This is a genomic window from Phyllobacterium zundukense (assembly GCF_002764115.1).
Lineage (GTDB): Bacteria > Pseudomonadota > Alphaproteobacteria > Rhizobiales > Rhizobiaceae > Phyllobacterium > Phyllobacterium zundukense.
Genome location: NZ_CP017944.1, coordinates 184,886 through 198,822 on the forward strand (window position 1 = coordinate 184,886; position 13,937 = coordinate 198,822).

Genomic DNA, 13,937 nt, shown 5'->3' on the forward strand with positions numbered 1-13,937 from the left:
CACGTTTGTACGATGCAGGCAAATCGGCAACAGGCTCATAGTATCATTTTCACCCCGCAAACCGCGGTTCTGGAACACCCTTGATGCCAAGCCCGGTGATCGCAAACAGACTGCCGCGCAGCACACCGTCTCCTGGGAAACGCGGCAAGGGCGGCTTGGCCATGGAAGTCACGTAGAGGATGTCGAGATTGGGGCCGCCGAACATGACACTTGTCACCTTTTTAACAGGCATATCGATGATGCGATCCACCGTTCCGTCTGGCTGATATCGGACCACTTTCCCGTCATAGACCTGCGCGTTCCACAGGCAGCCTTCCGCATCGACCGTAGAACCATCGGCGGCACCGCCAGTTGAGGTGTCGAGTTTCGTGAAGGTCCGGCGATTGCATACGTTTCCCGTTACCTGATCGTAGTCATAGGCCCAGATCTCGCCGGACCATGAGTCGGCGAAATAAAAGGTGCTGCCATCGGGACTCCAGCATGGGCCGTTGGAGACGATGATGCCGTCATCGAGCTTGTGCACGTTTAAATCTGCGTCGACCCGATAGAGTGCGCCGTTCGGGCCGCTCTCCATCGTGTCCATGGAACCCGCAACAAACCGTCCCTGCTTGTCGACCTTGCCGTCATTGATACGATTTTCTGGCTTGTCCGGTTCGGGATCATGAATGAGCTCCACATCACCTGTCTTGAAATCGAGGAGATGAAAGCCCCGCGCCAGGGCGACGATCGCCCCATTGCCATCCTTGCGCAACGCCATGGAGCCGATCTTCATCGGGACGTCCCATGCACGCAGTTCCCGCCCATCGGCAGTTGCGCGAAACACTCGGCCATCGAAACTGTCGATCCAGTAGAGCCGCTCCTGTTCAACGTCCCACAACGGACCTTCGCCAAGCGTGGTTTTTACATCGACGATGACATCTATTTTCATGTTCTCTCCCTCATCCCCTGAAACGCGGTTCCGGCAGCCCGCGTACGCCAAGTCCGTAAATCGCAAACATGCAGCCCGCCTCGTGCTCGCGGTGATATTCATTGTTGAACGGCCGTGCCATCGACGTGACGAACGCAATGTCGAGATCGGGACCGCCGAAGGTAATGCTCGTGGTCGATTGCACGGGCAATCCAACAATGCGATCGACCACGCCATTCGGATCGAAGCGTATCAGGCGACCGGAATAGACCTCGACGCTCCAGACATAGCCTTCCGCATCGACTGTCGCGCCGTCGGGGTAACCACGCAGATTATTGAAACTTGTAAACACACGCCGCGATCCGACCGCGCCGGAAGCGGTGTCGTAGCTGTAGGCATAGATCGCTTTCCTGTGGCTGTCGGCGAAATAGAGCGTTGATCCATCCGGACTGAAGCAAGGGCCATTCGAGCAGATGATGCCCGTATCAAGTACATGCAGTGAGAGATCAGGATCGAGACGATAGAGCGTGCCAACCGGATCGCTTTCCTCGAAATCCATCGATCCGGCGACAAACCGCCCCTGCCGGTCGACTTTTCCGTCATTCAAGCGGGGCCGCAGTTCTCCCGGATGAGTCTCGTGCAAAAGCTCGACCGCACCCGTAGCGAAATCAAGCGAGTGAAAGCCATTCCTCAGTGCAACAATCGCCCCGCCTTTTTCGCGCAATGCCAGCGAGCCAACCGGTTCTGGCAGGTTCCAGCTTTTACGATCGCCACCCTTGATATCGCAGGAATAGACCGCAGGAGCATAGGAGTCGATCCAATAGAGCCGCTGCTCATCGACATCCCAGAGCGGGCCTTCGCCGAGTTGGTTGCGATCTGTGCTGAACACTTCAATACGCAGCATATCGTCCTCCTAGAACGCGACCTTATCGCCGCCCTTAAGTGACAGGATCTCGCGCGCATCGTCTGGGGTCGCCACTTCCATGCCGAGACCTTCGATGATCTTGCGTGCCAGCAGAACCTGCTCGGCATTAGACTTTGCCAATTTGCCCTTGCCCGCCCACAGACTGTCCTCAAGGCCGACGCGGATATTGCCGCCAAGCGCCGCCGCCTGCGCCGCGATGCGCAGCTGGCTTGAGCCGGCACCCAGAACGGACCAGCGGTAATTGTCACCGAAGAGGCGATCCGCCGTGCGTTTCATATGCGCCACATCTTCAGGATGCGTGCCAATTGCACCGAGCAAGCCGAAAACCGACTGCACGAAGAATGGCGGCTTCACCAGACCACGTTCGGCGAAATGTGCCAGATTATAGAGATGGGCGATATCGTAACATTCGAACTCGAAACGCGTGCCATTGTCGTAGCAGGTCGCCAGAATATACTCGATATCCTTGAAGCTGTTGCGGAATACGAGATCGCGCGTGGCCTCCAGATGCGGCTTTTCCCAGTCGAATTTGAATTCCTTGTACTTGTCGACAAGGTGATAGAGCCCGAAGTTGATCGAACCCATATTGAGCGAAGCAACCTCCGGCTTGAACGTCGCCGCAGGCTTCACCCGCTCCTCGACCTTCATATAGGGACTGCCACCTGTCGTGATGTTGATGGCGGCATTGGTATTCTGCTTGATCCGCGGCAGGAACCTGGCGAAAGCCTCTGGCGTCTGATCGGGCTTGCCCGTTTCGGGATCGCGCGCATGAAGGTGCAGGATCGCGGCGCCTGCCTCGGCGGCGGCAAGCGCTTCCCGCGCAATCTCGTCCGGCGTGATCGGCAGGTACGGCGACATGGTCGGCGTATGGATCGCACCGGTAATGGCGCAGGTGATGATGACCTTGCCCTTCGTCTTGGATCCACCTGTCACTCGTGTCGTCTCGCTCATTGTCCGAACTCCTGCGTTGATTTCTTCTTGTGGGCTGCAAGCGCCATGAGACGGCGATCACGCCACACCTGCCGCTCGGCCAGCTTTTCCTTCGGCAACTTCTCCCGGCGGCCTGCTTCGACAGTCCGAAGCACCTCGCCGGCCCAATCGACCCGCCGCTGCATCTGCGGAAACAGGCGCTCATAGATCACTTGGTAGCGCTCCACATAGTCGCGCACCCCGCCCGGGGCATTGAGATCGATCGTCTCGAACGGCCCCATGAACGACCAGCGCAAGGCCAGTCCGTCACGGATGCCGATGTCGACATCCTCCACTGTTGCATAACCATCAGCGACAAGGCGGAAAGCCTCTTCCAGCAGCGCCCCCTGCATGCGGTTCATGATGAAACCGTCAAGCTCGCGTTTCATGACCAGCGGGGCATGGCCTGCCGCCACGAGGAACGAGCGCGTTTGTTCGACCACCTCCGCCGAAGTCCAGGGTGCCGGAACAACTTCGGCAGCCGGGATGAGGTAGGGAGGATTGATCGGATGGACGACGAGACAGCGATGCCGGTATTTCAGATGCTCGGTGAACCTCGAAGGAAGCAGTGCCGAAGTAGAACTGGCGATGACGGCAGAAGGATCGGCTGCCTCATCAAGCTGCGAAAAAACCTTGATCTTGGTCTCGATATTTTCTGGCGTGTTCTCCTGAATATGGATCGCGCCGTCGAGCGCCTTTGCCAGATCCGTTTCGGCAACGATCCGAGCCAGCACTTCGTCCGGCGAATGGCCGTTCAGGAGATCGTTTCGCTCAAGATCGGCAAGCACATCGGCGATGTAGCCTTGTGCCTTGGCAACAGCATCCGGCGCCTGGTCCCACAGGCTCACCTCATAACCGGCACGGGCAAAGCTGATGGCCCACGCCCTGCCGATAAAACCGCTGCCGATGATCGCCGTCTTTTGCATTGCTGTTTCCTCACAGGGTCTCGACATTACCATCGACGCCGAGCGACTGACCCGAAATGTTGATGCCGGCATTGGAAAGCAGGAAGGCCACCATGGTGGCGACATCGTAGGGGCTCACCATCCGCCGCAACGAAACATTCTCGAGATAGCGGGTCGTCATTTCCTCATGCGAAATACCCAATTGCTTGGCCCGGTTGCTGATGACGTTTTCGATGCGCGGCCCTTCGACGATACCTGGCAGGATCGCGTTGACGCGGATTGCATGCGGGCCGAGCTCCTTGGCAAGGCTCTGCGTAAATCCTATCACGCCGAACTTGGCCGCGGAGTATGGCGTGCGGAATGCGTAGCCATGTTTCCCGGCGGCGGACGACATGTTGACGATCGAACCGCCGCCCGACGCCTTCAACATCGGGACTGCCCGCCGTGCACAAAGAAACTGCCCGGTCAAACAGATATCGATGCAGCGGCGCCAGTCTTCCGTCGTGATTTCATCCACGCCGCCGGTCGGACCGGCAATTCCCGCATTGTTGATGAGGGCATCAAGACCGCCCAGCGATGATGATACTTCGGTAAACATGCGATCGACATCATCTTCGCACGACACATCTGCAAGCGTTGCATGGGCGGGCGCGATAGTCTTCCGCGCGTCTTCAAGCAGCGCCTCCGATATATCGCAGATCGCGACGCGGGCGCCGAGGCGTGAGAGCGTTGCGGCTATCGCATAGCCGATACCGGAAGCACCAGCGGTAACCAGCACCCTTTGATCGCGCAACCCGCCCAAGAACTCGTCTGCGGATGCTGGAGCAATCCTGTTCATCATTCATCCTTTCATCAAGATCGCTTCTCACGAAGCGCCATAACCGCACCAAGCACCACGAGACCAAACAGGATGGCCCGGGTGGCATAGGGTAGCGTCGTTCCCGCCAGGAACATTTGCAGGGCGGTGAGCAGCAGGACGCCACCCAGCATGCCAAGATAGTGCCCACGCCCACCTGTGATCAGCGCGCCACCGACAACAACGACAGCAATCGACGGCAGCAGGTAATCGTCGCCCATGCCGAGGCTCGCCTGGCCGGAGAAACCGGTGAGCAGAACCCCGACAAGCCCGGCGCAGAAGCCGGAAAGAACATAGACCAGGATCAGCGTACGCCCCACTGCGATGCCCGAAAGTTGTGCGGCTCGCAGTCCGTTCCCAATGCCATAGACCCTACGCCCGAACGCTGTCCGTCCAAGGAGGAGCACGGAGGTGATGACGAACAGGATCATGAAGGGAACGACCGGGGTAACGGCGAATATCTTTCCTGTCATGAACCAGCGGAGCATCGGAGACGAAAATCCTGCAGGTGTCCCCTGTGAATAGACCAGCGCAAATCCTTGCAGGATTCCGTTCATCGCCAGCGTCATCACGATCGGCGAAATGCCGAGAACGACAATTCCGATCCCGTTGATGAAACCGATCAGGCAGGCAATGAGAAGAACGGCAGGCAGGGCATAGGTCAAAGCCGCGTCGGAACCATTGACGATGCCCGCAAGCAGAATACCCGCAATCCCGATGGTCCACGGAACAGACAGGTCCAGTCCGCCGGTAAGGATCACCGTCCCCTGTCCGAGCGCCAGAATGGCGAGAAAAGTGGATAGAACAGCCAGCGAGTTCCAGTAGGTCGGGTTTAGGATTGCCCGGCCGAGCCAGAACTGGGTGACAATGATGACGGCAAGAAGGCAAATATACGCCGGGAGTGCATAGCGGATTGTTTCGCGATGACGCGACAGGAACGATGCCGCGACCGGTTTCGTTTGGACAGTATTGGCAGCCTTCAAGCGTCTGTCGGTCCGATCAAGCTGCGATGGCAGCAAACCGTTCCGCCAGGCCCCTAACTGCGCGCGCGCACTGCGCAGTTGCTTGGCAAGCGTCGAGCTGTATGAAATCGATCCCGCCAATACGGCGAGGATCAGGATCGTTCCTTCGGCAATGGTCGAATAATAGGCAGATACATTGAGAACGAGCAAAATGTTCACGACCATCATCAGGATATAGGCGCCGAATACCGTGCCCAAGGGGCCGCCACGCCCGCCTCCAAGACGTGTGCCGCCGACGACAACCGCTGCAAACATCGAAAGGAGCAAGGGGTTACCAACCAGCGGATCCGCGCTGCCCGTTTGCGCACTGATGAACACTCCGGCAAGGCCGTAGCAGCCGCCCGCAATGACGTAGACGAAAAATTTGGTGAGCTTGACGCGAATGCCGATAGCGGCAGCCGCATCCGGATCGCTGCCAACTGCGTAGATCGCCGTTCCGAAGCGGGTGTTCTTCAGCCAGAGCCAGGCAAGAAGGACAACTCCGATCACCACCAGCGGCATTGGCAGCCAGCCGGGAACGGCGTCGCCGAGATAGAATGTTCCAAGATCGGGCGCGACGAACCCGCCGGGCTTGTCCATCACCAGCAGCGTCAGGCCCTGTAAAATGAACATGGTGGATAGCGTGACCACGATTGGCTGCAGCCGAAAAAACGCGATGAAGACACCGTTGAACGCGCCGGTCAGCATACCGACGCCAATCCCCACGCAGGTCCAATAGAATACGCTGGTTTGCGCCGCCATTGGGTCCATGCTTTGCGCCAGTACGACATTGACCAGGGAGATGACCGCTCCTGCCGACAAGTCGAACCCGCCGGACAGCACAACAATTGTCTGGCCGATTGCTGCGATCGCCGATGTTGCGCCGCCGCTGGACAGAAACGAGATATCGAAATAGCTGAGCGGGCCGGTGCTGACGATATCGACTATGCCGAGCAAGCCCAGGAACACGGCGATGGCAATGAGCACGCTGCGTCTTTCGGGGGACATGCTGAAGGGGGAGATCTTGTTAAGATGGGCAGCCGTCAGGGTCGTCGTTGTCATTCAGCGGCCTCTTTTGTTGTGCTTTCATGGCCAAGGGCCGGCCGCATGATCGAGGCTTCGGTAAGCTGATCGCGCGAAAGCGAGGCTGCGATCCGCCCGTCATAGAGAACGAGAACCCGGTCGCATAAATGGACGAGTTCGGGAATCTCAGTCGAATGCAGCAGGATCGCGCCACCCGCATCGGTGAAATTGCGCATCATCACATAGAGCTCGTGCTTGGTGCCGACGTCGATGCCGCGCGTCGGATCGAAGAGCAACAGGATACGGCTCTGTGCGACCAGCCATTTGGCTATTGCAATTTTTTGCTGGTTGCCACCTGAAAAAGCCCCTGCCCTTGTCCACAAAGCACGCTCATCAACCTCGACAGTGCCAAAGGCAGCGCGAACCGCCTTTTGTTCGAGGTCATTCCGGATCAGTCCAAATCGCGAGAATCGGTCGATCACCGGCAAGGACGCGTTGAGCGTACCATTGAGCTTGAGAAACAGGCCTTCCGTCTTGCGATCTTCCGGAACAAGACCAATCGCGATATTCGGCTTCAATGCGTCGGCGGGCGAGCCAAACCTGACCTTGCGGCCATCGACAAGGATGTCGCCTTGCGCCACTTCGGTCATGCCGAAACACGCCAGGAAGAGGTCGAGCTGCCCCATACCCTGGAGGCCGGCAACACCGAGGATTTCGCCTTTCCGCAAGTCGAAGCTAGCATCGCGCAGCTTGTGGCCCGCCCGCAGATCACGCACTCCAAGCACCGGTGCGCCAAAGCCAGAATCGCTCTTCGGCCGCGCCGGGAAAGTCTGAGCAATTGACCGCCCTACGATACTCTCGATGACCTGCGCGTCGGTGATCTCATCGACCGCACAGCTTGTTATGTGGTGGCCGTTGCGCAGGATTGTCAGCGTGTCGCAGAAGGCTCGCACCTCGCGCATGCGGTGGGTGATGAAAACGATGGTCGTGCCTGCTGCCTTCAGCCTGGCAATGATCCGGCCAAGCCATTCGACGTCGCTGCCAGCAAGCGTCGAGGTCGGTTCATCGAGCAAGAGGATCCGCGGTTTGCGATAAATAGCGCGCGCGATTTCAATCTTCTGCTGGATGGCAAGGTCTAGCGTGCCCACTTCGGCGTCGAGATCGACCTGGAAGTCAAGCTCCTGCAAATGCTGGGCGATCGCGCGGCGAGCCGAAGAGCGCCGTATCAGCCCGGTGACACCCATCGGCGCATAAGGCATCAACATATTGTCAAGCACGGTCAGATCGCGAACGAGCGTCATTTCCTGGAACGCGGTCTGGATGCCGAGCGCATGGGCATCGCGCGGCGTGCTGAGCGTTGCCTTCTGGCCGAGGACGGAAATCTGTCCCTCGTCGGGTCGAAGAAGCCCGGACAAAAGCTTGACTATGGTCGATTTGCCTGCACCGTTTTCTCCGAGGAGCGCATGGGTGCTTCCCGGCTCGATACTGAAAGAAACACCGTCCACCGCTACTGTTGCACCAAACGCCTTGCGAATGTCTGCAACCTCGATGGCGGACTGTTCAAATGCTGACTTCATCCCACCGGCCCTGCCTGATTCATCGAATTGGCCCAGCTTGCGTGGAGCGACGGACCGCCCCACGCAAGTTTATCCCTAGTTTTCGGGTTGGCCTACCAGTGCAGCATTGAGACCGATTTCGGGTGTCTTTTCCGAGAAGATCGAAGCAAACCAGCCAGGATTGGAGACGATCGCCGGCTTGAATGCATTGCAGCCTTCCTTCATCTCCTGCCAGGTACCTTCCTGGCAGAGCTTGATCGTTTCATTCGTCACCAGAGGCAGCGGCAGCACCGTCTTCTTCGGCACATCCTTGCCCTCGATCGCGTCGACGGCGAGCTTCAGAGCCAGCGCGCCTGAATAGGGAGGCGAAGCATAGGATATGCGTGGCGCGCCCAACGGAGCATAGGGCGAAGTCGCACCCTCAACCTCGGTTCCGGCGGGAAGCATCTGCACGCGGCCGCCATTCGAGCCTTCACCCGCGCACGGGAGAAGCTGTTCCGGCTTCTTTCCGGCTTCAAGCTGCATCGAATTGGCGGTAAAACAGCCTACCTGCATCCACAATCCGTTGATTTCGTCCCAGTTGCGCGTTGCCAGAATCTTCGAAAGCTCGGTGCGGGCGACCGCCTGACTCCACATGCCGACCGCCTCGCCGACGATCTTGATGTCGGGATATTTGGCGAAGACTTCCTTTGCAGCCTTGGTGCGAAGGTTATCGACGGAGGTGCCTGGAACGCCGGTGATTGCAATGATATTGCCCTTGCCGTTCAGCTTCTTGACCAGCCATTCGGCGGTCACGCGGCCGGCTTCTTCCTGATCGATGGCAATATTATAGGCGCAGGCCTCGGTAATCTCGCCGTCATAGGCGAAAACCTTGACGCCCTTGTCACAGGCGCTCTTGACGACCTGGTTCAGGGCAGTCGGCGAAATCGGAAACACGACGATCGCTTCCGCGCCAGCCTGCACCATGGCATTGATCTGCTGAATCTGGCGCTGCGCATTGGGACCGGCAACCTGCACCTGCAAATCGACCTTGTCGGCAAGGCTCTTATGCGCGGCCATGGCTTTCACCATGTTGGCGGCCTCGGCTTGCCAATCATTGCCGATAAAACTCATGCTCAGGAAAATCTTGTGTTTTTCTGCCGCGTCCGCATGACCGGCCAAGGCTGTGCTCGCTGCAATGCCAGCGCATATGGCAAGGCGCCGGATACTCGATCCGATATTCATCTTCAAACTCCTCCCCTTGTGCGAAACGCCGCCCAAGAAGCTTCCTCTTGCTTCTTGCCGTTTCGATATGCGGACCGTATCATCATTTGATCAAAGATCAATGATTAAATAAGATCGCATGAGTCGAGTGCGCGTTTCGGACGCTAAGAGATAACTTGACGAGCCGATGGGAAGGCGGCATTCCCATCAATGAGCGGGAAAGACATCGCCTGCTGGGTGAAAAGGTATGGCAAATGGCTGAAGCCGGTTACAAAAGACCAGGTGTTGAAATTCTCCCGCTTTCCAAGGAGACATTGCAGGACCGCGTCTATCGCCAAATCACCAGTCTTATTCTGGAGGGCGGCATCGTTCCCGGTGAGATGGTGCCCGTGCAAAGCCTTGCCGACGCCTTCGGTGTCAGCGCCATGCCGGTGCGGGAAGCGTTGCGGCGCCTGACGGCTGCCAATGCGCTGACAGTCGTCTCAGGACGTTCAATCGGCATTCCGCGGTTGAGCCGCGCCAAACTGACTGATCTTAGAAACGTACGGATCGAGATTGAATCGCTGGCGGGGAAATGGGCTGCCGAACGTATACAGCACGACGAAATCGAAACGCTTCGCTCATTGCTGGAGTCGCTCGAAGACGCGAACGCATCAGGGGATATCAAATCCTATCTGCGAGCCAACTACGCTTTCCACTTTTCCATCTACCGGGCGGCCGGCTCGGAGAGCATTCTCAACATCATCGAGAATCTCTGGCTGCAGGTCAGTCCTTACTTCAACATGCTGCACGATTCCGGCAATTATACCAAAGCCAACGAACATCATCGGGCGATGTTTGCTGCTCTATGTGCTCATGATGGCGACGCCGTCAGAATAGCCATACAGTCGGATATCGATGCCGCCTACGATGTACTTGTGGAGCTGGTGTCCTAGCGGAGCTGCAGATCACTACATTAAGAATGGGTGGTAGGGCGACGTATTGGGATCGCGCGCATGTTCCTGGAGCAGCAGCGTCGTTTCGAGTGCGGAGGCGGGTTTGCCAAAATGATATCCTTGACCCAGGTGACAGCCGAGCTCGCAAAGCTGCCTGACCTGCTCTGCGGTTTCGATTCCTTCAGCAACCACACGCATGTCGAGCCGTGTGGCGATATCCATTATTGCCGCGACGATGATGGAACTTGCGCTCGCCGGGGCTAGGCTCGCAACAAAGGATTGATCGATCTTGATGATATCCACGGGAAAGCTCATCAAATGGGTGAGGGACGCAAATCCAGTGCCGAAGTCGTCGAGGGCAACAAGCAATCCCTTGTCACGCAGAACCCTTACGGCTTTTGCCACAAACTGGTCGCTACCACCCATGAAGACCGACTCGCTTACCTCGAGGAGAATGTGTTTCAGAGGGACATTCGCCTTGGCGAAGCATTCTTCGATCTTGTCCTGCAAGTTCCCGTGGCGGAAGTCGCCCGTCGTTACATTAATTCCGACATGCTGCACTGGTATCCCGAGATCAAGCCATCGGCGTATGTCTTCGGCCACCTGTTTCAGCATTGTTTCCGTGACGCGGGAAGCGATCTTTGCATCGGTGAATGCTGTTGCAAACTCGCCGGCCGTAGTGACGCTGCCTTCTGCGTCTGTCATGCGAACCAGCGCTTCCAACCCGACAATTTCCGCCGAGTCCAGGCGCGCAATCGGCTGATAATAGGCAGCGATGCGACCATCAGTAAGGGCGGAATCGACGTTGCGCACGGCATTGATGCGCTCGATTATGGAGGTCCTCAATTCCGGCCGGAAGTGGACGTAGCCGCCTCGATCGTTTTCCTTCGCATGGTACAAAGCAAAGTCCGCGTTCTGCCGTAACGTATCTGCTTCCATCCCATCAGCGCCAAATAATGCACCGCCAATGGTGACGCTCGGAACCAGGCTTTCAATTCCTGAAGCGATGAGCATGTCCGTTCGGCCCAGGATACCGAATGCGGCAGCGGCCAGATCATCCGTGGTACCACAGGCGTCAACGATGACCGCAAACTCATCGCCTCCCAACCTGTATGCAATTTCGTGCGGTTCACCCGATGTGATGAGATTGGCCACGCCTTTGATCAAGCGATCTCCGGCAAGATGCCCCATCGTATCGTTCACTGCCTTTAGATGATCGATGTCGACCAGCAGAAGGCCAAATGGGACTTTCGAGGTAATGCGCTCGCGCAGCATTTCATCAAAGCGGCTGCGATTGGATATACCGGTCAAGGCATCGAAATAGGCCAGCCTGTAGTCGCGGGCCTGTACCTCTTCATGTTCCATCGCAATTGCACAAAGATGGACGCAGGTTTGTACAATGCGCTTTTCAAGCTCGTCCGGCCCTCTGATGGATTTGTAGTAGAAAGCGAATGTCCCAACCACGCGGTCGTCCCGGGATTTGATCGGTGTAGACCAACAAGCCCGAAGACCGATAGGGAGCGCAAGTGCCTTGAAATCCACCCACAGCGGGTCAGATTCAATATCCCTGACAATAACGGCTTCGCCACGATAGGCTGCCGTCCCGCATGATCCTGTGGATGGTCCAATTTCCAAGCCATTAAGCGCCGTCGAATAGCTTTCCGGCAAGCTGGGGCTGGCGAGTGGTCGAAGCCGCCCGTCGGCGTCTACGGTAAGTATCGAACAGATTATCCCTGGAACCAGGTTTTCCACCCGGCGGCACAGCACATTCGCTATCTCGTCCAGCTTGTCGCTATAGGCAACAGCTTCCAATATTTCGTTCTGAATATGGAGCAGGAGATCACTGACACCAGGCTTCATATTTGCTTTCCGATACTAAGAAGCACCCGCTTGCGTTGAAAGATTTGAATGCAGTCGAAAATTTTCGCTAAGGAATTTCGCCACCAGAGTAACATAAATAGGTGCATCTTGTTGCAAGGGTACGTTCTTCGTGATTTACAACCGGTGAATTTCGCCGCATGCCGGTGCATCGTCCGCATGCAATTGCTTGAGATCGATCAATCGTGCCAGCACTGAAATGGCCCACCGAAATTGGCTTGCCTCAAGCGGGTAGCCCTTGGTCTTCTGATGCCACTGCTGCTGGTGGGCTTTGCCGGCGCTGAGTCCCTCCCCCGGACGCAATTCACCTTGCTGAATCCCAAGGCCGATCCAAAGCTGTGCAGTTTCACATCTCGTCCCTCGCAAAGACGTCTCGCTGATATGTCGATTATCGTGGCTCGATCACCCACAGCTTTAAAAGTTGAATGGCAAGACCCTGACCAGTTCATTCTTGTTCATGCCCTCAGGCGGCGCAGGTAGCGGTGACGCTCGTTGCACCATGGATATGGCTGCCTTGTCGTACTCGGGATTTCCAGAAGACATTGCAATTGTCGCGGAGGCCACAGCACCGTCGCGTGCTATCGATATCCGGACACTCAACGGAATCTTGCCTGAACCTCTGATCCGCACCGTGCGCTTATAGCGTGCAAGATGCGCGTTCAATCTTGCATTCCATTTCTGGGTTGCAGCAACCGATACTGCACGAGCGGCAATAGGCTGTTGCTTTGCCTCTCGCGGCGTCTCGTCCTTAACGGTTGCGGGCGCCGGCTTCGTCACCGGCTTGCGCACGACCTTGTCGACGCGCTTCTTCGGAACATCGGGTTTCTCCGGTACCGGCCGCACCACTGGCAATGGTACTTCCACCTTCGGCAATTCCACCAGTTCTTCCGCCTGCTCGTCGAGCGGTTCTGCTTCTTCCGGTTCCGGCGTAACCTCTTCGGCAATGTCCGGCTCAGGCTGATCTGGCGTGACTTCTTCGATGGGCTGGATCTGTTGCTCCGGTTCCGGTTGCACCTCCTCCACGGGCGCGGGTGCAGCCGCTTCCTGCTGGACGGGCTCAGGCTTCATCGGCTCCGGTTCGATCGGCACTTCTTCCCTGACGGGCTGGGCAACGATTGGCGCTGGCAGCGGCTCCATGTCAATGATGACCGCTGTGGCAATATCACTGGCTGGTTCGACAGGCTGATTGTTCTGAATAAACCAGGCAGCACCGGCATGAATGCCGATCACGACAAATCCGGCAGCCGACCACAAACCAATCTCGCGCCAATCAGGGCGCAACAATCCTCTCCGGGTTGCGGTTGGCCCTGCGTGCATTACTGCGCGTTTCCGCCCGCAGGTGCCTGCGTTGGTACGCTCTCAAGACCGACCAGCGCGATCTTGAGATAGCCGCTATCACGCAAACTGTTCATCAGGTCCATCAAGGCCCCGTAATCCACCGCCCTGTCCGCGCGCAGGAAAACGCGGGTTTCCTTGTCGCCTTGCGTGTGCTGATCGAGGAACAGCCCCAGCGTTTCCCGGTTCACCGTGTCGTTGCCGATGGCGATCGACTTGTCTTCCTTGAGCGTCAGGTAAAGCGGCTTGTCTGGACGTGTGGCCGGTGTGGCCGTAGAGGCAGGCAGATCGACATTGATGTCGACAGTGGCAAGCGGCGCCGCCACCATGAAGATGATTAGGAGAACCAGCATGACGTCGATGAATGGCGTTACATTGATTTCGTGGTTTTCCTGCAGATCGTCGTCCGATGAGTTGTGCCTGATGCCACCAGCCATGACCGGG

At 57.5% G+C, this 13,937-nt stretch carries 12 protein-coding genes; 1 reads left to right on the forward strand and 11 read right to left on the reverse strand.

From position 1 onward, the window contains the following. Nucleotides 1-49: 49 nt before the first annotated feature. The 8 genes from BLM14_RS29325 to BLM14_RS29360 all read right to left on the reverse strand — a co-directional run bounded on the left by BLM14_RS29325 (nucleotide 50) and on the right by BLM14_RS29360 (nucleotide 9,366). A complete protein-coding gene (locus BLM14_RS29325) occupies nucleotides 50-928 on the reverse strand; it encodes an SMP-30/gluconolactonase/LRE family protein (protein ID WP_100003570.1) in 879 nt (292 codons plus the stop codon). Between the two features lie 10 nt (nucleotides 929-938). Beyond that, entirely contained in the window at nucleotides 939-1,808 is an 870-nt protein-coding gene (locus BLM14_RS29330) for an SMP-30/gluconolactonase/LRE family protein (RefSeq protein ID WP_100003670.1), read from the reverse strand. Between the two features lie 12 nt (nucleotides 1,809-1,820). Beyond that, nucleotides 1,821-2,783, reverse strand: a complete 963-nt coding sequence (gene kce / locus BLM14_RS29335) for a 3,5-dioxohexanoate:acetyl-CoA acetone transferase (protein WP_100003571.1) — start codon at nucleotides 2,781-2,783, stop codon at nucleotides 1,821-1,823. After that, nucleotides 2,780-3,727 carry a 3-hydroxyacyl-CoA dehydrogenase gene (locus tag BLM14_RS29340; protein ID WP_100003572.1) on the reverse strand — a complete coding sequence of 316 codons (948 nt, stop codon included), beginning with the start codon at nucleotides 3,725-3,727 and terminating at the stop codon, nucleotides 2,780-2,782. Before BLM14_RS29340 ends, kce begins: the two co-directional genes overlap by 4 nt. A 10-nt stretch (nucleotides 3,728-3,737) precedes the next feature. Beyond that, the gene (locus BLM14_RS29345) at nucleotides 3,738-4,544 is read right to left on the reverse strand and encodes an SDR family oxidoreductase (RefSeq protein WP_100003671.1); all 807 of its coding nucleotides are present in this window, start codon (nucleotides 4,542-4,544) and stop codon (nucleotides 3,738-3,740) included. Between the two features lie 14 nt (nucleotides 4,545-4,558). After that, nucleotides 4,559-6,571, reverse strand: coding sequence for an ABC transporter permease (locus BLM14_RS29350; RefSeq protein WP_237143751.1), 2,013 nt, complete (start codon nucleotides 6,569-6,571; stop codon nucleotides 4,559-4,561). Between the two features lie 50 nt (nucleotides 6,572-6,621). Then, nucleotides 6,622-8,163, reverse strand: a complete 1,542-nt coding sequence (locus BLM14_RS29355) for a sugar ABC transporter ATP-binding protein (protein WP_100003672.1) — start codon at nucleotides 8,161-8,163, stop codon at nucleotides 6,622-6,624. 75 nt (nucleotides 8,164-8,238) lie between these two features. After that, entirely contained in the window at nucleotides 8,239-9,366 is a 1,128-nt protein-coding gene (locus BLM14_RS29360) for a sugar ABC transporter substrate-binding protein (RefSeq protein WP_100003574.1), read from the reverse strand. 155 nt (nucleotides 9,367-9,521) lie between these two features. Between BLM14_RS29360 and BLM14_RS29365 the strand changes: the two genes are divergently transcribed. Then, a complete protein-coding gene (locus tag BLM14_RS29365) occupies nucleotides 9,522-10,280 on the forward strand; it encodes a GntR family transcriptional regulator (protein WP_237143735.1) in 759 nt (252 codons plus the stop codon). Between the two features lie 15 nt (nucleotides 10,281-10,295). Here the strand turns inward: BLM14_RS29365 and BLM14_RS29370 are convergent, their stop codons facing one another. From BLM14_RS29370 to exbD, 3 genes are all read right to left on the reverse strand, one after another. Then, complete coding sequence (locus BLM14_RS29370; protein WP_100003576.1) at nucleotides 10,296-12,140, reverse strand: putative bifunctional diguanylate cyclase/phosphodiesterase; 1,845 nt, start codon at nucleotides 12,138-12,140, stop codon at nucleotides 10,296-10,298. Between the two features lie 432 nt (nucleotides 12,141-12,572). Continuing rightward, on the reverse strand, nucleotides 12,573-13,439 hold the full coding sequence (locus BLM14_RS29380) for a TonB family protein (RefSeq protein WP_100003578.1): 867 nt from the start codon (nucleotides 13,437-13,439) through the stop codon (nucleotides 12,573-12,575). Nucleotides 13,440-13,474: 35 nt separating this feature from the next. Then, entirely contained in the window at nucleotides 13,475-13,930 is a 456-nt protein-coding gene (gene exbD, locus BLM14_RS29385) for a TonB system transport protein ExbD (RefSeq protein WP_100003579.1), read from the reverse strand. Nucleotides 13,931-13,937 lie beyond the last annotated feature (7 nt).